The organism is Sinomonas albida (assembly GCF_004919045.1).
Classification (GTDB): Bacteria; Actinomycetota; Actinomycetes; order Actinomycetales; family Micrococcaceae; genus Sinomonas; species Sinomonas albida.
Genome location: NZ_SWDW01000002.1, coordinates 77,606 through 97,957, shown reverse-complemented (window position 1 = coordinate 97,957; position 20,352 = coordinate 77,606). Strand labels below are relative to the sequence as shown.

Below are 20,352 nucleotides of genomic sequence, written 5' to 3'. Positions count from 1 at the left end.
CTGGCCAAGGCCCAGGCAAGGCCCGACGGCGCGCACTCGCCGGCGGCCCGGCGAGCCTCACCCAGGATTGTCGGAGCCCACCGTTAGCGTGTGGGACATGACGTGGAGCAGCAACTCGAGAGCAGCGTTCGACCTCGAGACGACGGGCCGCAACTCCCGCGCCGCACGGATCGTGACGGCCAGCATCGTGGTCCTCGCGGCCGACGGCTCCGTCGAGGAAGAGCACGAGTGGCTCGCGGACCCCGGCGTCGAGATTCCGGACGAGGCGGCGCAGGTCCACGGCGTCACGACAGAGCGCGCCCGGGCCGAGGGGCGGCCGGCGTCCGAGGTCGTCGGCGAGGTCGCCGCCGTCCTGCAGAGGCTGTTCGACGCGAGCGTTCCGGTCGTGGCCTTCAATGCCGCCTATGACTTCACGGTCATGGCCGCCGAATGCGCGCGCCACGGTCTCCCCCAGCTCACGCGCTTCCCGGTCCTTGACCCCTACGTGATCAACAAGCAGGTCGAGCGCTACCGCAAGGGCAAGCGGACGCTGGGCGCGCTGTGCGAGCAGTACGGCGTGGTGCTCGACGACGCGCACACCTCCGCCGCGGACGCGCTCGCAGCGGCGCAGCTCCTGGATGCCATGGCGCTCAAGTTCCCCGAGATCAACAAGCCGGCACCGGCGCTCCACCGCAGCCAGGTCGATTGGTCCCTCGAGCAGGCTGCGGACTTCCAGGCCTATCTGCGCCGCACAAAGCCTGCCGCGGTCGTCGAGGGCGAATGGCCCGTGCTCGCGCCCGTGGACGCGAGCCGCGGGGGCTTCTGAAACCGCCGCATACACTGGCGAACTCGCACGAATCCGCGGCCTGAGACATATCTCACAGGCAGATTTCGCGGCCACGAGGCGACTGCGCTCGCGCACGAATTCACGACGGCGGGAGGTCACCTCCCGCCGTCGTCGACACTTCTCGCGGAATCCGAACAATCTTCGGCAAACTACCCAGTATTGCGGAATGTGTTCCGGGAAAAAATGCTTCACAGCGCCTGCACATAATGGTGTGCAGCCCCGACATCTCGAGACGTGCCGATCCGCACGTCCTTGCGTCGCGTCCTGCGTTCACATCACGAAAGCGAAGGCTTATGAACTTCAAGGCATCCAAGTGGCTCGCCGCTGCGCCCGTCGCGGCCGTCCTCGCGTTGACCCTGGCCGCGTGCGGCGGGGGCGCGACGCCGTCCGGCTCTCCGACCGACGCCCTCAAGGGCTCGGACCAGCAGTCCACTGACAAGTACACGACCGCCTCGGTGACGGCGCTCGACAAGATCGACAAGACGAAGCTGGGCCTCATCACCCCCGGCACGATCAAGGTCGGGACGCTCTCCGACGCGCCGCCGAACATCTACCTGGACAACAACACCGGCCAGTTCACCGGGTACGACAACGAACTCCTCAAGGCCATGGCGGCCAAGCTGGGCCTCAAGGTCGAGTTCGTCTCCACGAAGTTCCAGAGCCTCCTCGCGCAGGTCAAGACGAAGCAGTTCGACATGGGGTCGTCCTCGATCTCCACGACCGACGCGCGCCGCGAGACCGTGGGCTTCACGAACGGCTACGACTTCGGCTACATGGCGATCGTGACGAAGGACGGCGCGAAGGTGAAGACCTTCGACGACCTCAAGCAGGGCGTCCGCATCGGCGTGGTCCAGGGCACGGTCCAGGACGACTTCGTCACGAACACGCTCAAGCTCGAGCCCGTCCGATTCCCGGACTACAACACGGTCTACCAGAACGTGAAGAGCGGCCAGGTCGACACGTGGGTCGCCCCGTCCCAGCAGGCTGAGGGCCAGGTCAAGCAGGGCGACGGCACCGTCATCGCCCAGAAGAAGGTCAACACGCAGAACTTCACGGCCTACGCGGTGGCGAAGGACAACCAGCCGCTCACGGACGCGCTCAACTCAGCGCTCGACGCCGTGATCGCGGACGGCACCTGGGCCAAGCTCACCGCCCAGTGGTACCCGGACCGTCCGACGCTCAAGGAGCAGACGCCCGAGGGCTGGAAGCCGGGCAGCAAGGCCGTCCAGGTCGCCACCGCCAAGTAATCGCCGCCAAGTAGTCGACAGATAGGCGCCACATGGATTACCTGAACAACCTCGGGTCGACGTTCTTCGACTGGAAGGTCATCGGCGAGATCCTGCCGTCCATGTTCACGGTCGGACTGCCGAACACGCTCGTGCTCGCGATCTCCTCGGGGATCATCGGCACCGTGCTCGGGATGGTCCTCGCCCTCATGGGCATCTCCCGGAATCCTGTGGCGCGGTGGATCGCCCGGGGGTACACGGACGTGTTCCGTGGACTCCCGGCGATCCTCACCATCCTCGCGGTCGGCCTCGGATTCGGTCCCGCGTTCCGCGAGCTGACCGGCGTCACGAGCCCTTATCCGATGGGGGTCGCGGCCCTCTCGCTCATCTCGTCCGCGTACATCGGCGAGATCTTCCGCTCCGGCATCCAGAGCGTCGAGAAGGGGCAGCTCGAGGCATCGCGCGCCCTTGGTTTCGGCTACGGGCCGTCGATGCGGCTCATCGTGGTCCCGCAGGGCGTGCGGCGCGTGCTGCCGGCGCTCGTGAACCAGTTCATCGCGCTCATCAAGGACTCATCGCTCGTCTTCACTCTCGGACTCCTGGCCTCCGAGCGCGAGCTGTTCCAGATCGGCCAGGACAAGGCCTCCCAGAGCGGCAACCTGTCCGGGCTCGTCGCCGCGGCGATCTTCTACCTCGCGATGACCATTCCGCTCACCCACCTCGTCAACTACATCGACGCCCGGCTGCGCACCGGCCGGGCCAAGGGCCGCGCCGAAAAGCCGGAACCGGACTCGGCCGCGGCTCTCGTCGGGAAGGGAGCCCAGCCGTGAGCCAGTTTGCCTCCGGATCGCTCGAAGCCCGCGGAATCCACCTCGCCTTCGGGGCCAACAAGGTGCTCCGCGGCATCGACCTCAAGGTGCCCGCCGGCAGCACGGCATCGGTCATCGGACCGTCCGGCTCCGGCAAGTCGACGCTGCTCCGCGTCATGAACCGGCTCATCGAGCCGGATCAGGGCGACATCCTCCTCGACGGCAAGTCGGTCCTCCAGGACAACCCGGACGAGCTGCGCCGCCGCATCGGCATGGTCTTCCAACAGTTCAACCTGTTCCCGCACAAGAGCGTGGGCGAGAACGTCGCGTTCGCGCTGCGGAAGCTGCGCAAGCTGCCGAAGGAGAAGGCGCGCGAGGAGGCCCTCGCCCAGCTCGACCTCGTGGGCCTCAGGCACAAGGCGGACGTGCGCCCCGGCACGCTCTCGGGCGGCCAGCAGCAGCGCGTCGCGATCGCCCGCGCGCTAGCCATGAAGCCCGAGGTCATGTTCTTCGACGAGGCCACCTCAGCCCTCGACCCCGAGCTCGTCAAGGGCGTCCTCGCGCTCATGACCGACCTCGCGAAGGGAGGCATGACGATGGTCGTCGTCACGCACGAGATGGGATTCTCGCGCAACGTCTCGGACTCCGTCACGTTCATGGACGGCGGTGTCGCCGTCGAGAGCGGCGCGCCCCAGCAGATCTTCGACGATCCCCGCACCGACCGCCTCCAGCGCTTCCTGAGCGACGTGCTCTAGGCCTGTGCTCGCGGCCTTGAGCCCGCGCTTGAGGCCCGTGCTCTAGGCCCGAGCTCGCGGCGGGCTCCCTGGGCTCGCCAAGCCAAAGGACGACGTCGGCACTCACCCGGGTGCCGGCGTCGTCCGTTCTTCGGCGCCGCGCCTCGCGCTACAACGGGAGCCCACCCGCGCCCTTGAGGTCCCGCATGACGATCGTGGACGTGAGCTTGGCCAGCCCCGGCAGCGCTGCGAGACGCTCGTCGTAGAGGCGCTGGTAGCCCGGAAGGTCCTCGGCGACGCACTTGAGGAGGTAGTCGGGATCGCCGAAGAGGCGGTAGGCCTCGACGACCTGGGGCTCCGCGACGACCGCCTCCTCGAAGGCGCGGATCGCCTCGCGGGACGTCTCGCGGAGGGTCGCGAAGACCATCGTCCCGAAGCCGAGGCCAACCTTCGCCGCATCGATCTCGGCGCGGTACCCGCGGATGACCCCGTCCGCCTCGAGATCCTTGAGCCGGCGATGGCACGGCGCGAGAGTGAGCCCTACGTCGTTGGCGAGCGCCGTCGCGGTGATGCGGCCATCCTGCTGGAGGATGCGCAAGATACTTCTGTCAAGCTTGTCGATCACGGCAAGAATCTATCTCAATCTACTGCTTGGCGACGAGAAATGGTGAGCACCTTTCGCGAGGAATTCCCTACTCTTGCGGCATGGACTTCGCACCGCTTCTGGGCTTCGCCGCCGTGGCCCTGACGCTCTCGCTCACGCCGGGCGCCGACTGGGCGTACACCATCGCCGCGGGCCTGCGGAACGGCTCGCCCGCACCCTCGGTCGCGGGACTGTGCACGGGCTACCTCGGGCACACGGCCATCGTCGCGGCCGGCCTCGGGATGCTCCTTGCGGCGCGGCCGGAAGTGGTCGCGTGGCTCTCGGTGGCCGGCGCCCTGTACCTCCTGTGGCTCGGGGCGACGACTGCGCGCGGCTGGCGCAGCGCCGGGTTCCGCGCCGAGGCGGGCGCCGCGGGCAGCACCAGCACCGTCGGCGCCGGTGCGGGCGGCGGCACGTTGGCCGTGCGCCCCCCGAGCGCCCTCGGCGACTTCCTCCGCGGCGCCGGGACGAGCGGCATCAACCCCAAGGGGTTCCTGCTGTACCTTGCCGTGATGCCGCAGTTCGTGCGCGCGGCCTCACCCGTTCCGGTCCCCCTGCAGACCGCGGCGATGGGCCTCACGCACGTGGCGATCTCGATCGTCGTCTACGGGCTCGTCGCTGTCGCGGCGCGGCGCCTGCTCCGGGCGGCGCCACGTCGAGCCCAGTTCGTGACACTCGCGAGCGGCCTCATCATGCTCGGCTTCGGCACGGCGCTCCTCGTCGAGCAGGCCGGGGCGCTCGTAGGCCACGCGGCGTAGCAGGCCCCGCCACTCACCGCCAGCGACCCCACAACCCGCGGGACGAGATCCCGCAACCGTCGGGACGAGACCCCGCAACCCGCGGGACGAGACCCCGCAACCGTCGGGACGAGACCCCACAAGTAATGTTGCGGGGTCTCTGGCGGCCCGTTGCGGGGTCTCTGGCGGCCCGTTGCGGGGTCTCTGGCGGCCCGTTGCGGGGTCTCGGGCGGCCCGTTGCGGGGTCTCGGGCGCCACAACGTGCTTCGGCTTACTCCCTCGGCATACTCCCCGCGGGCTTACTCCCCGCGGGCTACTCCCCCCGGGTCGCGGCCGCCGCGGCCTTCGCCGCCGCCGGCAGCGCGTCGACGACGCGCTGCATCGCGGCGTCGTCGTGCGCTGCGGAGAGGAACCACGCCTCGAAGACGCTCGGCGGCAGGTACACGCCCGAGTCGAGCATCGAGTGGAAGAACGGCCCGTACCGGAACGCCTCCTGCGCCTGCGCGTCCGCGTAGTTGTGGACGCCGCGGGCGGACGTGCCGAACGCGACTGAGAACAGGTTTCCGGCCCGCTGGATCGAGTGGTCAACGCCGCCGGCCGCGAGGGCGTCCGAAAGGGCCGCCGAGAGCTCGGCGGAGCGTGCGTCGAGGTGCGCATACACGTCGGCCGTCGCGAGCGAGAGCGTCGCGACGCCCGCCGCCATCGCGACGGGGTTCCCCGAGAGCGTGCCCGCCTGGTAGACGGGCCCGATCGGCGCGAGGTAGTCCATGACGTCGGCCCGGCCGCCGAGCGCGGCGACGGGCATGCCGCCGCCGATCACCTTGCCGAACGTGAAGAGGTCGGGGGCCCATCCCTCGGCCTGGCCGGTGAGGCCCCAATAGCCCGCGGGACCCACGCGGAAGCCCGTGAGCACCTCGTCGACGATGAGCAGCGCGCCGTGCTCGGCAGTGATCCGGCGAAGACCCGCGTTGAAGCCGTCCCCCGGCGTCACGACGCCCATGTTCGCCGGCGCGGACTCCGTGATGACGGCCGCGATCCGCGGTCCGTGCTCGGCGAACGCGGCCTCGACAGCGTCGAGGTCGTTGTACGGCAGCACGAGGGTCTCGGCCGCCGTCGCCGCCGTGACGCCTGCTGAGCCCGGCAGCGCGAGCGTCGCGACGCCGGATCCCGCCGACGCGAGCAGCCCGTCGACGTGCCCGTGGTAGCAGCCCGCGAACTTGACCACGACGTCGCGGCCCGTGAAGCCGCGCGCGAGCCGGATTGCCGTCATGGTCGCCTCGGTTCCCGTGGAGACCATGCGCAGGCGTTCGACGGCGGGCACTCGCGCGGTCACGAGCTCCGCGAGCGCCGCTTCGTCCGGCGTCGACGCGCCGAAGGAGAGGCCGCGGTCGACGGCGGCATGCACGGCGGCGAGCACCTCCGGGACGGCGTGGCCCAACAGGGCGGGTCCCCACGAGCACACGAGGTCCACGTACTCGCGGCCGTCCGCATCGGTCAGGTACGGCCCCTTGGCCGAGACGATGAAGCGCGGCGTCCCACCCACCGACCCAAAGGCGCGGACGGGCGAGTTCACCCCTCCGGGCATGAGCGTGCGGGCGCGGGCGTAGAGGTCCTCGGAGGTGGTCATGGCCCCTATTCTTTCATCCGGAGCACTGCGTTCCCGTTCCGGGGCTGTCGCCGACGACGGCTCGCGCGGTGCCCCCGCCGCCGTCGTTCACGCTGCCGTTCGCGCTGGCACTGCCGCGCAGCGCCCCGACGATCGCCCGAAGGGCTCGGTCGAGCTCCTCGTCGCTCAGACCGCCGTACCCCAGAACGATCCCGGTTAGCCCGCTGGTGCGCGCATACGAGCTCAGCAGGTTGAGTTCGAATCCGGCCGCGAGGGCCGCCTCGCGGACGCGGAGTGCCGTGGTCTGCGGCATGAGCCAGCACGAGTACATCCCAGCGAGCGGGCCCGCGAGCTGCGCATAGGGTGACAGGGCCTCCGCGACGCGTGGCGCCCTCTCGGCGTACACGCGCCGGGCCGCCCTCACGGTCTTGTCGATCCAGCCGTCCCGCAGGAGGGCCAGGAGGGCACGCTGCGAGGGCCACGCCGCGCCCGCGTGGGTGACCTCCCGCCGTCGTACGATCGCGTCGAGCAGGCTGGGGGGCGGGACGAGCCATCCGAGCCGGAGCGTCGGAAGCACCGATTTCGCGGCCGTGCCGATGTAGGCGACCGCATCCCTGTCCAGGCTCGCGAGCGCGGGGACGGGAGCGACGTCGTAGCGGAACTCGGAGTCGTAGTCGTCCTCCACGACGATCGCCCCCGCGCTCCTCGCGGCCGCGAGGAGCGCGAGCCGCCGCGGCGCGGGCATGACGAGCCCGAGCGGATGCTGGTGTGCCGGGGTCACATACGCCGCAACGACGCCTTCCAGGGAGGTGACCGGCTCCCCCGCCGCGAGGTCGACGACGGCGCGGCCGAACGAGCGCACGGTCTCGACCGCGGCGCGATACCCGGGGTCCTCGACCCCCACAGCGCCCGAGGGCAGCTCCGGGAGGAGCTGGCGGAGGGCGTCGGTCGTGCCCGCGGTCACGATGATGGCGTCCGGGTCCACGGAGAGGCCACGGGTCCGGGCGAGCCGTTCGGCGAGCGCGACGCGGAGCTCGGGGAGGCCCCGCGGATCGTCATAGCCGCGGGGCGGGCGCGCGGCCGAGACCTCGCGCCAGGCACGGCGCCAGCCAGCCAGTCCTCGTGGGTCGACCCACGGCGTGCCGGCGTCGAGGCGCACGAGGCCGGGAGCGGCCGCCGGGGCCGGCGGCCGGGCCTCCGCCCGTCCGTGGGAGGCACCCGGCGGGGACGCGACGAACGTCCCTGCGCCGCGTCGCGCCTCGACCCAGCCCTCGGCCACGAGCTGCTCGAACGCGAGCTCGGTCACCGTGCGGGAGACCCCCAGATCCGCCGCGAGAGCCCTGCTTGAGGGCAGTCGGCTGCCCCGAGCGAGCGTCCCCGCGAGGATGAGCTCGCGGACCTGAGCCGAGAGCTGGGCCGGAAGGGGCGCACGGCTCGAGCGATCGAGCCTCAGCGGGAGAGCCGGCATGAAAAGTGTCCCCTCATACTCGAACAAAATTGGCCCGTGCATAGGGGCCACTTGGAGTCGAGGATAGTCGCATGGACACGCTTTCGCCCACGCCCCGGACCACCGTCAACCGCGGAAGGAACCGGGCAGTCTCGGACCGCACCCAGCTGCATGCCCTGCTCGGCGACGCCCTGCTCGCCCACCTCGGCGTCATCGCCGGGACGCACCCTGCGGTGCTTCCGACGGCGTTCGGTGTGGACCTCGACGGCCCGGACGACGGCGGGAGCCTGTACCTCCACGGCTCGGTCGCCGCGGGATGGCTCGGGAAGGCCCTCGAGCAGGACGTATGCGTCACCATCACCGAGCTCGACGGCCTCGTGGCCGGGCGCAGCGCGTTCCACCACTCGATGAACTACCGGAGCGCCGTGGTGATCGGGCGCGCCCGCCGCGTCGAGGAGCCGGCCGAGCGGGAGCGGGCCCTCGCCGCGATCGTGGACCACATGGTCCCAGGGCGCTGGGCCACCCTCCGCGCGAGCACCCGCAAGGAGCTCGCGGCGACGGCTGTCCTGGCCGTGCCCCTCGCCGAGGCGTCGCTCAAGGTGCGCGACGGCGGTCCCGTCGACGAGCCCGAGGACATCGAGGCCGGCATCTGGGGTGGCCACATTCCGCTCCGCCGCGTGGCCGGAGAGCCTGTGCCCGACCAGGACTCCGCTGGGCAGGCCGTGCCCGACGACGTCGCCCGCCGCGCGGCGGGACTGGGCGCGGGCGCGCTCCTGTAGCTTCTACGCGAGCATGTCCGCGACGAGCGGGGCCACCTTCGTGCCGAGCAGCTCGATGCTGCGCATCATGGCGCTGTGAGGCAGGGTCCCGCTCGAGTACTTGAGGTCGAAGCGCTCCGTGCCGAGGACCCGGTTCGTGTCCGCGATCTTCCGCGCGACCGTCTCGGGCGAGCCGACGTACAGGGCGCCGGACCGTGACGCCTGGGCGTTGAACTCGGTCCGGCTCCCGGGCCCCCAGCCCCGCTCGGCACCGATGCGGTTGCGCATCGCGAGCCAGTGCGGAAAGAGCTCCTCGCGGGCCTGCTCGTCCGTCTCGGCGATATGCCCCGGCGAATGCGTCGCGAGCTGCGTGTACGGCTTGCCGAACTTCTCGAGCGATCGCTTGTAGAGGTCGATGAACGGCGCGAAGCGGGCCGGCTCGCCGCCGATGATCGCGAAGCTGACCGGGTACCCGTAGTGCGCCGCGCGGACGACGGACTGCGGGGTGCCGCCGACCCCGATCCATGTGTCGAGCAGGCCATCCTCGAGGTGCGGGTACGCCGTGAGGCCGCGAATGGGTCCGCGCGTGCGGCCCTCCCAGTTCACGGGCTTCTGCGAGCGGACCCGGTCGAACAGTTCGAGCTTCTCCTCGAACAGGATCTCGTAGTCCTCCAGGTCGAGGCCGAACAGCGGGAACGACTCGATGAACGAGCCTCGGCCCAGGATGACCTCGGCGCGACCGCTCGAGACGGCATCGAGCGTCGAGAAGCGCTGGAAGACCCGCACGGGGTCGTCGGAGGAGAGCACCGTGACCGCGGACGCGAGCCGGATCGCGGAGGTCTGCGCGGCGACGGCGGCCAGCAGGACCTCGGGTGCGGAGACCGAGAAGTCCTTGCGGTGGTGCTCGCCGACGCCGAAGGCGTGGAGCCCGACGTCGTCCGCGAGCTTGCCTTCCTCGACGACCTCGCGGATCACCTGGGCGTGGGGCTTGGGCTCGCCGTCGGGGCCGACGCCGACGTCGCCGAACGTGTTGACGCCGAGGAGGACTGGAGGCTCTGATTCGCTCGTTCCATGCATATGCATTGAAACCTCCTCCTCCGTCGGATCATTCCCTCCGGACCGGTCGCGCGACCGGCGCGGTCCTACGCCTCGCGCAGCCACCTCGCGATCTCGGGCGCCCAGTACGTCAGGACGAGGTTCGCCCCGGCGCGCCGGATGCCGAGCACCGATTCGAGGATCGCCGCCTTGCGGTCGATCCAGCCGTTCGCGGCAGCCGCCTCGATCATCGCGTACTCGCCCGAGATCTGGTAGGCCGCGACGGGCACCGGGCTCATTGCCGCGACGTCGGCCACGATGTCGAGGTAGCTCATGGCCGGCTTGACCATGATCATGTCCGCGCCTTCCTCGAGATCGAGCTCGACCTCGAGGAGCGCCTCGCGCCGGTTCGCCGCGTCCATCTGGTACGTGCGTCGATCGCCCTTGAGCTGGGAGTCGACCGCCTCGCGGAACGGCCCATAGAACGCGGACGCGTACTTCGCCGCGTACGCGAGGACCGAGACGTCCTGATGGCCCGCGGCGTCGAGCGCCTGCCGGATCACGGCGACCTGGCCGTCCATCATGCCGCTCGGTCCGAGGACGTGCGCACCGGCCGCGGCCTGGGCAACGGCCATCTCGGCGTAGACCTCGAGCGTCGCGTCATTGTCCACGCGGCCCTGCGCATCGAGCACCCCGCAGTGGCCATGGTCCGTGAACTCATCGAGGCACACGTCGCTCATGACCACGAGCGCGTCGCCAACCTCGGCGCGCACGTCACGGATCGCCGCGTTGAGCGCGCCCTCCGGATCCAGCGAGGCCGAGCCGACGGCGTCGCGCGTCTCCGGCACGCCGAACAGCATGATCCCGCCGAGCCCGAGCTCGGCGGCCTCGACGGCCGCCCGCTTGAGCGAATCCGTGCTGTGCTGCACGACGCCGGGCATCGACTGCAGCGGCGCGGGCTCGCTCAGGCCCTCGCGGATGAAGGCAGGCAGGATGAGCTCGGCCGGGTGGAGCCTGGTCTCCGCGACGAGGCGGCGCATCGCCGGGGTCTGGCGCAGGCGGCGCGGGCGGTGGTTGGGGAAGCTCATGGGGTGGGGTCCTTCCAGGGTCCGGGGACGGAAAGTGCTTGGGCCACCGCGTCCACGATCCCCGCGGGCGTTGGCGTCGCCGCGGTCGCGCCGACGGCGAGGCCGAGAGAACGCAGCTCCGCGGCGGTCGGCTGGCCGATCGCGACGAGCCGCGTCGATTCGAGCGCGCCCAGCGTCGCGTGGATGCGGCGTGCCGCGCTCGGCGAAGCGGCGACGACGGCGTCGATCCGGCCCGCGGCCAGCTCACCATTCGCCTCTCCGGGCAAAAGCACGACGGCGGCGCTCGAGTCGGTGCCTAGGCCAGGCTGGGTGCCAGGGCCGGGTTGGGCAGCAGACCCCGACTCCTGGCCGACTGCGAGCTCGGCCGTGAGACGCTCGCCGGGCTCAGCCGGATAGTCGACCGTCCGGTAGGCGGTCACGGCGTCGACATCCCAGCCAAGGGCGTCGAGGCCGCCTTCGAGCGTCGGCCCCGCGAGGTCGCTCTGCGGGATCAGGACGCGGACCATGCCGGCACCATCGGCGCCCGCCGCCCCGCCGTCGTCGGCCGCGGCCCAGAGCTCGACGAGACCCTCCGCGGACTGCCGCCCAGCGGGCGCGAGGTCGACGCGGAGTCCCTCCGCCTCGAGCACGGCCCGAGAACTCGGACCAATTGTGGCGATCCGGACGCCCGGCGGAATCACGGCCCCGAGAGAGACGCCCCGCTCGGCGGCGAACTGCTTGAGCGCGCGCACCGTCGTGATGCTGCTGACCACGAGCCACGCGTACTCGCCCGCGGCGAGCCGGTCGAGGGCCCCGGCGAGCGCCGCCTGGTCAGTGGCGCGCGCGAAGTCGATGAGCGGCAGGAGCAGCGGTTCGGCGCCCGCCGCGGCGAGCGCCGCGGCCATCGCGCCGGCCCGGTCGGGGCTGCGGGTGAGGAGCACGCGCCGCCCGGCGAGCGGCCCGCGCAGTTCCCCAGCCGAGTTCCCGGCCTCCCTGGTCACGCCTCGTAGCCCTCCCCCGAACCGAGGTCCGCGAAATCCGCGGCACCCTGGGCGAGCAGCTCCTCGGCGAGCTCGATGCCGAGCAGGTGTGCCCCGACCTCGGTGAGGCCGTCCGTCGCGCGCTCGACGCGCAGGCTCTTCGCCCCGTCCACCGAGCACACGACCGCCGTGAGGTAGAGCAGGCTGCCCTTGCGGCGCGCGAACGCACCGACGGGAGCGGCACACCCGGCCTCGAGCCGCGCGAGGAGCGCGCGCTCGGCGCCGACCGCGAGACGGGTATCGGCGTCGTCGATTGCGGCCAGCGCCTGGGCGAGGACGCCCTGGACAGCGCCCGCGACGGGGACGCCGTTCTCGCGAAGCGGCGCGTCCTCGACCCGGCATTCGACGGCGAGTGCGCCCTGGCCGGGCGCGGGAAGCATGACGTCGGGCTCGAAGTACTCGCTCACGACGCCCGTGCGCCCGAGCCGCTCGAGCCCCGCAGCGGCGAGGACGACGGCGTCGAGGTCGCCCGGCGCGTCGGCCGCGTTGCCCGGGAGGCCCGGCACGCGGCCGAGTCGCGTGTCCACATTGCCGCGGATGTCCACGACCTCGAGGTCGGGACGCGCGGCGCGGAGCTGTGCCGCCCGGCGGGGCGAGCCCGTGCCGACCTGCGCCCCCGCGGGCAGCTGCGCGAGCGTGAGGCCGTCCCGCGCGCACAGCACGTCGCGCGCGTCGGCACGCCGCGGGATGGCGCCGAGCGCGAGGCCGGGGGTGCCTGCGGTCGGGAGGTCCTTGAGCGAGTGGATGGCGACGTCGCAGCGGTGCGCGAGGAGCGCCTCGCGCAGGGCAGCCACGAACACGCCGGTCCCGCCGAGCTGCGCGAGGGAGCCGGTACGGACGTCGCCCTCGGTCTTGATCCGCACGAGCTCGGTCGCGAAGCCGCCCACGGCGGAGAGCAGCTCCGCGGTCTGCTGCGTCTGGGTCAGGGCCAGCGCGCTGCCGCGCGTGCCGATGCGCACCGACACGTCAGGACTCGCGCTCGGGTCGGGCGGCCGCGGCGGCACCCTCACCGGTGTCTGCGGGGTACGGGTCGTGGCCCGAACCCAGCTCGACGCCAGCCTCCGCGATGACAGGCTTGGCGCCGCGGAAGTTCTCGCAGCACCCGGGCCGGCACACGTCGTACCACGGCCCCAGCCCCGTCACGTGGGGGCGCTCGGTGAGGTTCCACTGGGAGGTCCGCTCGCGGATGAGGTCCACAAGGCCCCCGACGAACTCGCGGTGAACGCCCGGAGTCGGGACACGCACGGCTTCGATGCCGAGCTTGCGGCACGTCTCGAGCGCCTCGGTGTCGAGGTCCCATGCGACCTCCATGTGGTCGCTCACGAACCCGAGCGGCACGATGACCGCGCCCTTGACGCCCTCCCCCGCGATCGCCTCGAGGCGGTCGTTGATGTCCGGCTCGAGCCACGGAATGTGGGGGGCGCCGGAGCGGGACTGGTAGACGAGGTCCCAGGCGACGTCCGGGGCGACCGCCGCCATGATGGCGCGGGCGTTCGCGAGGTGCTGCGCGACGTAGGCCGAGCCGTCCTCGAACTCGCGCGGCTCGCCCTCGGAGCGTCCGGCGGCCTCGGCGTCGCGGGTCGGGATCGAGTGCGTCGCGAAGAGCACGCGGATCTCGCCGTCGCGCGCGCCGTCCGCCGCGCCCAGGGCTTCGCGCACCCGGGTGAGGCCCGCCGTCGTGCCCTCGACGAACGGCGAGACGAAGCCGGGGTGGTCGAAGTATTGGCGCACCTTGTCGACCTCGAGGCGACCTGCGAGGCCCGTCTCTGTGAGCGCGAGCCCGATGTCCTCGCGGTACTGGCGGCAGCTCGAATAGCACGAGTAGGCGCTGGTGGTGACCATGAGGACGCGGCGGTGGCCGTCGTCGTAGATGCGTTGGAGCGTCGCGGGGATGTACGGGTCCCAGTTGCGGTTGCCCCAGTACACCGGGAGGTCGATGCCCTGCGCGGCGAGCTCGGCCTCGAGGGCCGCCTTGAGCGCGCGGTTCTGCGCGTTGATGGGACTCACGCCGCCGAACGCCCGGTAGTGGTGGCTGACCTCTTCGAGGCGCTCGTCCGGGATGCCGCGCCCACGGGTGACGTTGCGGAGGAACGGGATCACGTCGTCCTGGCCTTCAGGGCCGCCGAAGGACGCGAGGAGGACGGCGTCGTAGGGCTTGGGCTGCATCCGGCCCGCCTCCGTGATCGGCTCGGCCGCCGTGCTCACGGCGAGCTCGCCCGGCGTGCCACCGAGCGTCCCCAGGGAAACGCTCACGCGAGCACCTCGGCGACCTCGGCCGCGGAGATGCGGCGGCCCGTGTGGAACGGGATCTCCTCGCGTACGTGGTTGCGCGCGTCCGTGTAGCGGAGGTGCCGCATCATGTCGACGAGGTCCACGAGCTCCGGGGCCTCGAGCGCGAGGATCCACTCCCAGTCGCCGAGCGCGAACGCGGACACGGTGTTGGAGATGACCTGCGGGAAGTCGCGGCCCAGCATGCCGTGCTCGCGGAGCATGCGCGAGCGCTCCTCGGCCGGGAGGATGTACCACTCGTAGGAGCGGACGAACGGGTAGACCGTGAGCCACGTGCTCGGCTCGACACCGCGCGAGAAGGCGGGGGTGTGGCTCTTCGCGAACTCGGCCTCGCGGTGCACGCCCATCGCACTCCACGTCTGCTCGGTTCCGGCGAAGAGCTCGCTGCGGCGGATGTCGCGCACAGCCTGCTGGAGCTCCTCCGCCTGCGGGCCATGGACCCACACCATGACGTCGGCGCCCGCGCGCAGGCCCGAGACGTCGTAGAGTCCACGGACCGTGACGCCCTTCTGGCCGAGCCGGGCCACGAGGGCCTCGAAGTCGGAGACGGCGCTCGCGGCCGGGGCGGCGCTGCCCGGGACGCGGCCGAAGACGCTCCACAGGGTGAAGAAAGACTCGGTATCGGCCTCGCTGGCCTGGGCGCCTTCCGTCACCGTTTTGGTGACAGATTCGTCAGAAGTGTGGCTCATGGCTCCAGTGTGCTCCTTCGTTCACGGCAAAATCGAATTCAAATCTTCTACAAGGCGTAGAAGTGGCGAACATCACAACACGCACGCCGCGAGCTCTCGGGCCTGGGCCCTCGCGTCGGGGACGACGGACGCGAGCCCGTTCCCCGCCGCCCATCCGCCCACGACGGCGAGGCCCGGCTGCTGCGCGACGAGGCCACGGATTTCGGCCACGCGGCCCCGATGGCCCACGGTCGCGAACGGGAGCGCGCCCTCCCAGCGGACCACGTCCCAGCCGAGCACGTCGTCGGGAACGATCGGGACCGTGAGCAGCGCCGACGCATCGGCGAGGGCGGCACGGAAGAGCTCGTCGTCCGTCTCCGGCTCGCGCACGAGGTGGGCCGCGTGGGGATCGTGGGCGCGACCGTACGAGAGCCGCACCACGTGGGTTCCGGGCCCGGCCTCGTCGGCGAGCCAGTCCCACTTCGCGGTCGCGTGCGTGAGCGCCTTGGCCTGAATCCCGGGCGCCTCGGGCGCCACGAGCACGCCCGTGCCGCGCGGGCGGGAGTCGAGCTCCGGCTTGTCGAGCACAAGCGTCACGAGCTTGACCTCCGGGCCCGGCACGGGCTCGCGTCCCGCGAGCTCGGGCACGGCGTCGGAGAGAAGCTCGACCGCGGCCGGCCCGCCGAGGGCGACGACGACGAGTTCGGCCTCGCGCGATCCGCTCGCACCCCCGTCGCTTGCCTCGGTTCCGACGCGCCACCCGCGCTCGAGGCGATCAAGGCGTTCGGCGCGCTCCCCGCTCACGAGGACCACGCCGTCGTTCGCCAGCCGCGCGACGAGCGCCGCGACGAGCCGATTCATCCCGCCGCGAAGACCGCCGACGGCGGAGCCGGCCTTGGCGTCGCGGGACGCCCCGGCGCGTGCGCGCTGGGCGGCGACGGCGCGGCCCAGCGAGCCCTCGCGGGCCATGAGCGCGCGCAGGCCGGGCGCGACCATGTCGACGTCGAGGAGCGCGGGATCGGCGGAGTGGACGCCGCCCACCACGGGAGTTACGAGGCGATTCAGGACCCGCCGGCCCATCCGGGCGCGGACGAGCGCGGCGACGCTCGCGTTGGCGCTCGGCGCGCGCACGGGCAGGTAGCGGTCGAACGACGCGCGGAGCGAGCCCCAGAGGCCCAGCGCCGAGCGCACCTCCGCGGCCCACGGATTCGACGGGATGCCGAGCACGCCCGCCTTCGGGAGCTCCTCCGCGCGGCCGGGAAGCTGGACCCATGCCCCGGACGGGTGCGGCGAGACAATGTCCCCGGCCAGCCCGAGCTCCTCGAGCAGGCCCCGGACGGCGTCGGTGCGCGTCGCGAACGATTCGGCCCCGCTGTCGAGGGCGAGTCCCGCGACCTCGTGGACGCCGATGCACCCACCCCAGCGGTCGCTCGCCTCGATGACGGTCACGTCGAGACCGCTGCGGCGCAGCTCGAGCGCGGCGCACAGCCCGGAGATCCCCCCGCCGACGACGACGGCGCGAGCCGGCGTGGGCTGCGGCGCCTCCGCGTGCGGTACTGCGGTCATACCCCGACCTAGATCGAGTGGACGAGCTCGACGAGCCGCGTGAGCACGCCCGGGTCCGTCTCGGGCGGGACGCCATGGCCCAGGTTGATGACGTGGCCCGGGGCGGACGCGCCGTGGCGCACGATCTCGCGGACGTGGGCCTCGAGGACGTTCCACGGGGCGGCGAGGAACGCGGGGTCGATGTTCCCCTGGAGCACCACGCGGCCGCCGAGGCGGCGGTTTGCCTCCTGGATGGGGAGCCGGTAGTCGACGCCGACCGCGTCGACCCCGACCTCGTACATCGCACCGAGCAGCTCGGACGTGCCGGTCCCGAAGTGGATCAGCGGGGTGCCGAGGTCGCGGACGTGGTCGAGGGCCCGCGACGAGTACGGCGCGGCGCTGCGGCGGTAGTCCTCGAGGCCGAGCGACCCTGCCCACGAGTCGAAGAGCTGGCCCGCCGAGGCGCCTGCCTCGAGCTGGGCGCGCAGGAACCGGCCGGACGCGTCCGCGGTCCACTCCATGAGGGCCTGCCACGTCGACGGGTCACCGTGGAGCATCGTGCGCGGGCCCAGGTGATCGCGCGACGGGCGGCCCTCGACCATGTAGGCGGCGACGGTGAACGGCGCGCCGGCGAAGCCGATGAGCGGCGTCGTGCCGAGCTCGTCGACTGTGAGGCGAACGGCCTCGCGGATCGGGGCGAACATCGAGTCGTCGATCCGGGGTAGCGCGGCGACGTCCTCGGCGGTGCGGATCGGCCGGTCGAGCACGGGCCCCACGCCGGACACGATCTCGACGCCGACCCCGGCGAGCTTGAGCGGGATCACGATGTCGGAGAAGAAGATTCCGGCGTCCACGCCGTGGCGGCGCACGGGCTGGACGGTGATCTCGGCCGCGAGCTCTGGCTTGAGGCAGGCCTCGAGCATGCCGACGCCCTCGCGCGCCTTGCGGTACTCCGGGAGCGAGCGGCCTGCCTGTCGCATGAACCAGATGGGATGCTGGCTCGGCCGCCCGCCGCGGTACGCCGTAATGAGCGGAGACTGAGCCGTCCGGCCGTCCTTGAGGGGGTGGTCAGGGCTGAGAGTCATACGGCGATTCTCTCAGAGGGGGCAAGGGCCGATGCTGACAGACTGTCACATAGCCAAGTTCCCGGGCCTGCGCAAGTCTGCGTGTTCTACAGCGGATCGAAAAGCTATGATGGTCGGGCTGTGGTTGTTTTCTCGATGGTGGCGACACACGCCGATCTGAATCTGGAAACCGTTGCGCTCTTGAGCAACGGCGCTGCCGCCGTGGCCTCGACCGCCACCACCTCTCCCGCGCTGAGGGGCGCCGTGGTGCTCTCGACCTGCAATCGGTACGAGATCTATGCCGAGGCTCCGGCCCCCGAGGACTTCGAGGCCGCCCGGTCGACGATGGTCGCCGAGATCAGCCACCGCAGTGGCCTCCCCGAGCACACTGTCTCGGAAGCGTTCCGCACCCACGAGGGCGCGGACGTCGCGCGGCACCTCTTCGCGGTGAGCTCTGGCCTTGACTCCGCGGTGGTCGGCGAGCGCGAGATCGCCGGGCAGGTGCGCCGCGCGCTCATCTCCGCGCAGGAGGACGGCACCGCGAGCCCCTCGCTCGTGCGCCTGTTCCAGGCGGCATCACGCACCGCAAAGGACGTCGGGACGCAGACCGCGCTCGGCGGTCGCGGCCTCTCGATCGTCTCCGTCGCCCTCGATCTCGCCACCGACCTCGCGGAGAACCCCGACTGGTCGGCCAAGCGCGCCGTCCTCTTCGGCACCGGGGCGTACGCAGGCGCCACGATGGCCCTGCTCCGCGAGCGCGGCTGCACGCACGTCGACGTCTACTCGTCGTCGGGGCGCGCCGAGGAGTTCGCGGCGGCACGCGGCGGCGCGGCGCTCACGCCCGAGCAGCTCCCCGGGGCGATCGCCCACGCCGACGTCCTCATCGGCTGCAGCGGCTCCACGAATGCGATGGAGGCGGTCGAGCTCGCGGCGATCCGTTCCGACTCGCCCCAGCAGCTCATCGTGATCGACCTCGCGCTCACCCACGACTTCGACCCCGCGGTCGGCTCGCTCGACGGCGTGGAGCTCGTGACGCTCGAGTCTGTGCGCCTCGCGGCCCCGCAGGAGCAGGCCGAGGCCCTCGCCGAGGCGAGCCGTATCGTCGACGCGGCCGCGATGGACTTCGAGTCGCAGCGCCAGGCCCGCCAGGCGGACGCCGCGATCGTCGCGCTGCGGCGCCACACGATGGCGGTGCTCGACACCGAGATCGAGAAGGTCCGCGCGCGGCACGGCTGCACGGCCGCGGCCGAAGAGGTCGAGTTCGCGATGCGGCGCATGGTCAAGCAGCTCCTCCACACGCCCACCGTCCGCGCTCGCGAGCTCGCAGCCCAGGGGCGCGAGGCCGAATACCTCGCCGCGCTCGACGCGCTGTACGGCATCAGCATCGAGCTCCCGTCCGTCGTGGCGGAGACGCTGGGCGACGGCGAATCCGCCGAACCGGCCCCCCAGGATCCCGCGGGCCCGGAGGACTGCCCCGTGGACCACTCGCGCGCCGGCTGACCCGGATCCCAGGCTGACCAGGCTCCAGCGAGCCAGCCCGCCGTCGTCCGCCAACCCTCCAGCGAGCCAGCCCGCCGTCGTCCGCCGGCGAGCCAGCCCATCTGGCGGGCCTCCTCAGTACGTCGGCTTGTCCGGCTCGACGTCCCGCACCCAGGCGAGGACGCCGCCCTCGAGGTGCCGTACGGCCGTGAAGCCCGCCGCCTCCGCCGCGGCCAGCACGTTCGCCGAGCGGCCGCCGACCTTGCAGTGGAACACGACGTCCTTGTCTCGGGGCACCTCGTCCCATGCCTCCCCCGAGAGCAGGCGTCCCTGAGGAATGAGGCGGGCGCCCGGGATGCTCACCATGGCATATTCGCCGGGCTCGCGGACATCGATGAGCTCGAAATCCGTGAGCCCCGCGTCGCGCTCGCGCAGCATCTGGGCGAGCTGGACAGCGGTGACGGTGCGGCCGCCGGTCGGTGCCGGGGCCGGCGCGACGCCGCAGAACGCCTCGTAGTCCATGAGCTCCGTGATGGGCTCGGCCTCGGGGTCCTTGGACACCTTGAGCTCGCGCCACGTCGCGCTGAGTGCGTCGTACAGCTGCACCCGTCCGAGGAGGGTGCGGCCGACGCCGGTGATGAGCTTCACTGCCTCCGTCACCATCGACGCGCCGATCGTCGCGCACAGCATGCCGTAGACCCCGCCCTCGCCACACGACGGCACCGAACCGGCGGGCGGTGCCTCGGGGTACAGGTCGCGGTACGTGGGCCCGTGCTTCTCCCAGAACACGCTCACCTGGCCGTCGAAGCGGAAGATCGAGCCCCACACGTACGGCTTGCCGAGGATCGCGGCGGCGTCGTTCACGAGGTATCGCGTCGCGAAGTTGTCGGTGCCGTCGAGGATGAGGTCGTAGTCCGCGAAGATCTCGAGCGCGTTTCCGGCGTCCAGATAGACCTCGTGGAGCCGCACGTCGACGAGCGGATTGAGCTCGCGGACAGCGTCCCGCGCGGAGTGCGCCTTCGGCCGGCCCACATCGGACACCCCATGGATGACCTGGCGCTGGAGGTTGCTCAGCTCGACGGCGTCGTCGTCGACGACGCCGAGGGTTCCGACGCCCGCCGCCGCGAGGTACAGGAGGGCCGGCGAGCCCAGCCCGCCCGCGCCGATCACGAGGACCTTCGCGTTCTTGAGCCGCCTCTGACCGAGGTCGCCGATCTCGGGAATGATGACATGCCGCGAGTAGCGCTGCACTTCCTCCGGCGTCAGCGGTTCGCCCGCCTCGACGAGGGGCGGAAGCGTGGTCTGCTGGATTGTCGGGGACATGAATCCAGCCTATGCCCGGCGCGTTGTGAATGCTCCCGCCATATGACTCGCGGGTA

General features: G+C 71.7%; 19 protein-coding genes. 7 read left to right on the top strand and 12 right to left on the bottom strand.

The features are described from left to right. The first annotated feature begins 97 nt into the window (after positions 1-97). From E6A26_RS02350 to E6A26_RS02335, 4 genes are all read left to right on the top strand, one after another. The gene (locus E6A26_RS02350; protein WP_136609590.1) at positions 98-805 is read left to right on the top strand and encodes a 3'-5' exonuclease; all 708 of its coding nucleotides are present in this window, start codon (positions 98-100) and stop codon (positions 803-805) included. A gap of 314 nt (positions 806-1,119) precedes the next feature. Beyond that, the gene (locus E6A26_RS02345) at positions 1,120-2,073 is read left to right on the top strand and encodes an ABC transporter substrate-binding protein (RefSeq protein ID WP_136609589.1); all 954 of its coding nucleotides are present in this window, start codon (positions 1,120-1,122) and stop codon (positions 2,071-2,073) included. A gap of 32 nt (positions 2,074-2,105) precedes the next feature. Next, a complete protein-coding gene (locus tag E6A26_RS02340; protein WP_136609588.1) occupies positions 2,106-2,882 on the top strand; it encodes an amino acid ABC transporter permease in 777 nt (258 codons plus the stop codon). Then, positions 2,879-3,616: an amino acid ABC transporter ATP-binding protein gene (locus E6A26_RS02335; RefSeq protein WP_136609587.1), complete on the top strand. Its 738-nt coding sequence runs from the start codon at positions 2,879-2,881 to the stop codon at positions 3,614-3,616. Before E6A26_RS02340 ends, E6A26_RS02335 begins: the two co-directional genes overlap by 4 nt. A gap of 148 nt (positions 3,617-3,764) precedes the next feature. On the opposite strand, the gene E6A26_RS02330 is transcribed toward E6A26_RS02335, so the two are convergent. Continuing rightward, on the bottom strand, positions 3,765-4,220 hold the full coding sequence (locus tag E6A26_RS02330; protein WP_136609586.1) for an Lrp/AsnC family transcriptional regulator: 456 nt from the start codon (positions 4,218-4,220) through the stop codon (positions 3,765-3,767). A gap of 80 nt (positions 4,221-4,300) precedes the next feature. Between E6A26_RS02330 and E6A26_RS02325 the strand changes: the two genes are divergently transcribed. Beyond that, positions 4,301-4,996 (top strand): LysE family translocator, encoded by a 696-nt coding sequence (locus E6A26_RS02325; protein WP_136609585.1) that lies wholly within the window; start codon positions 4,301-4,303, stop codon positions 4,994-4,996. A gap of 292 nt (positions 4,997-5,288) precedes the next feature. On the opposite strand, the gene hemL is transcribed toward E6A26_RS02325, so the two are convergent. Both hemL and pdxR read right to left on the bottom strand, forming a co-directional pair. Beyond that, the gene (gene hemL, locus E6A26_RS02320; protein ID WP_136609584.1) at positions 5,289-6,602 is read right to left on the bottom strand and encodes a glutamate-1-semialdehyde 2,1-aminomutase; all 1,314 of its coding nucleotides are present in this window, start codon (positions 6,600-6,602) and stop codon (positions 5,289-5,291) included. Between the two features lie 13 nt (positions 6,603-6,615). Further along, entirely contained in the window at positions 6,616-8,049 is a 1,434-nt protein-coding gene (gene pdxR / locus E6A26_RS02315) for a MocR-like pyridoxine biosynthesis transcription factor PdxR (RefSeq protein WP_136609583.1), read from the bottom strand. 71 nt (positions 8,050-8,120) lie between these two features. Between pdxR and E6A26_RS02310 the strand changes: the two genes are divergently transcribed. Beyond that, the gene (locus E6A26_RS02310) at positions 8,121-8,807 is read left to right on the top strand and encodes a pyridoxamine 5'-phosphate oxidase family protein (protein ID WP_136609582.1); all 687 of its coding nucleotides are present in this window, start codon (positions 8,121-8,123) and stop codon (positions 8,805-8,807) included. A gap of 3 nt (positions 8,808-8,810) precedes the next feature. Here E6A26_RS02310 and E6A26_RS02305 read toward each other — a convergent pair whose 3' ends face one another. From E6A26_RS02305 to hemE, 8 genes are all read right to left on the bottom strand, one after another. Beyond that, positions 8,811-9,869, bottom strand: a complete 1,059-nt coding sequence (locus E6A26_RS02305; protein ID WP_136609581.1) for an LLM class flavin-dependent oxidoreductase — start codon at positions 9,867-9,869, stop codon at positions 8,811-8,813. 59 nt (positions 9,870-9,928) lie between these two features. Beyond that, positions 9,929-10,909: a porphobilinogen synthase gene (gene hemB, locus E6A26_RS02300; RefSeq protein WP_136609580.1), complete on the bottom strand. Its 981-nt coding sequence runs from the start codon at positions 10,907-10,909 to the stop codon at positions 9,929-9,931. After that, complete coding sequence (locus E6A26_RS02295) at positions 10,906-11,889, bottom strand: uroporphyrinogen-III synthase (protein ID WP_234864918.1); 984 nt, start codon at positions 11,887-11,889, stop codon at positions 10,906-10,908. Before E6A26_RS02295 ends, hemB begins: the two co-directional genes overlap by 4 nt. After that, a complete protein-coding gene (hemC, locus tag E6A26_RS02290) occupies positions 11,886-12,893 on the bottom strand; it encodes a hydroxymethylbilane synthase (protein ID WP_136609579.1) in 1,008 nt (335 codons plus the stop codon). Before hemC ends, E6A26_RS02295 begins: the two co-directional genes overlap by 4 nt. 1 nt (position 12,894) lies before the next feature. After that, a complete protein-coding gene (locus E6A26_RS02285; RefSeq protein ID WP_136609783.1) occupies positions 12,895-14,094 on the bottom strand; it encodes a ferrochelatase in 1,200 nt (399 codons plus the stop codon). A gap of 83 nt (positions 14,095-14,177) precedes the next feature. Further along, positions 14,178-14,906, bottom strand: coding sequence for a hydrogen peroxide-dependent heme synthase (gene hemQ / locus E6A26_RS02280; RefSeq protein WP_136609578.1), 729 nt, complete (start codon positions 14,904-14,906; stop codon positions 14,178-14,180). 72 nt (positions 14,907-14,978) lie between these two features. Further along, entirely contained in the window at positions 14,979-16,451 is a 1,473-nt protein-coding gene (gene hemG / locus E6A26_RS02275) for a protoporphyrinogen oxidase (protein ID WP_136609577.1), read from the bottom strand. Between the two features lie 8 nt (positions 16,452-16,459). Beyond that, positions 16,460-17,515 carry a uroporphyrinogen decarboxylase gene (hemE, locus tag E6A26_RS02270; protein ID WP_136609576.1) on the bottom strand — a complete coding sequence of 352 codons (1,056 nt, stop codon included), beginning with the start codon at positions 17,513-17,515 and terminating at the stop codon, positions 16,460-16,462. Between the two features lie 120 nt (positions 17,516-17,635). On the opposite strand from hemE, the gene E6A26_RS02265 reads away from it, so the two are divergent. After that, the gene (locus tag E6A26_RS02265) at positions 17,636-18,994 is read left to right on the top strand and encodes a glutamyl-tRNA reductase (RefSeq protein WP_136609575.1); all 1,359 of its coding nucleotides are present in this window, start codon (positions 17,636-17,638) and stop codon (positions 18,992-18,994) included. Positions 18,995-19,108: 114 nt separating this feature from the next. On the opposite strand, the gene moeB is transcribed toward E6A26_RS02265, so the two are convergent. After that, a complete protein-coding gene (gene moeB, locus E6A26_RS02260) occupies positions 19,109-20,296 on the bottom strand; it encodes a molybdopterin-synthase adenylyltransferase MoeB (RefSeq protein ID WP_136609574.1) in 1,188 nt (395 codons plus the stop codon). Positions 20,297-20,352: the final 56 nt, after the last annotated feature.

What these genes read in the sequence shown, in the direction of transcription:
- hemQ (WP_136609578.1), bottom strand. Translation starts at nt 14,906, where the DNA reads ATGAGCCACACTTCTGACGAATCTGTCACCAAAACGGTGACGGAAGGC.
- E6A26_RS02340 (WP_136609588.1), top strand. Translation starts at nt 2,106, where the DNA reads ATGGATTACCTGAACAACCTCGGGTCGACGTTCTTCGACTGGAAGGTC.
- hemG (WP_136609577.1), bottom strand. Translation starts at nt 16,451, where the DNA reads ATGACCGCAGTACCGCACGCGGAGGCGCCGCAGCCCACGCCGGCTCGC.
- E6A26_RS02345 (WP_136609589.1), top strand. Translation starts at nt 1,120, where the DNA reads ATGAACTTCAAGGCATCCAAGTGGCTCGCCGCTGCGCCCGTCGCGGCC.
- pdxR (WP_136609583.1), bottom strand. Translation starts at nt 8,049, where the DNA reads ATGCCGGCTCTCCCGCTGAGGCTCGATCGCTCGAGCCGTGCGCCCCTT.
- E6A26_RS02310 (WP_136609582.1), top strand. Translation starts at nt 8,121, where the DNA reads ATGGACACGCTTTCGCCCACGCCCCGGACCACCGTCAACCGCGGAAGG.
- E6A26_RS02350 (WP_136609590.1), top strand. Translation starts at nt 98, where the DNA reads ATGACGTGGAGCAGCAACTCGAGAGCAGCGTTCGACCTCGAGACGACG.
- moeB (WP_136609574.1), bottom strand. Translation starts at nt 20,296, where the DNA reads ATGTCCCCGACAATCCAGCAGACCACGCTTCCGCCCCTCGTCGAGGCG.
- E6A26_RS02285 (WP_136609783.1), bottom strand. Translation starts at nt 14,094, where the DNA reads ATGCAGCCCAAGCCCTACGACGCCGTCCTCCTCGCGTCCTTCGGCGGC.
- hemB (WP_136609580.1), bottom strand. Translation starts at nt 10,909, where the DNA reads ATGAGCTTCCCCAACCACCGCCCGCGCCGCCTGCGCCAGACCCCGGCG.
- E6A26_RS02305 (WP_136609581.1), bottom strand. Translation starts at nt 9,869, where the DNA reads ATGCATATGCATGGAACGAGCGAATCAGAGCCTCCAGTCCTCCTCGGC.
- E6A26_RS02325 (WP_136609585.1), top strand. Translation starts at nt 4,301, where the DNA reads ATGGACTTCGCACCGCTTCTGGGCTTCGCCGCCGTGGCCCTGACGCTC.
- hemE (WP_136609576.1), bottom strand. Translation starts at nt 17,515, where the DNA reads ATGACTCTCAGCCCTGACCACCCCCTCAAGGACGGCCGGACGGCTCAG.
- hemL (WP_136609584.1), bottom strand. Translation starts at nt 6,602, where the DNA reads ATGACCACCTCCGAGGACCTCTACGCCCGCGCCCGCACGCTCATGCCC.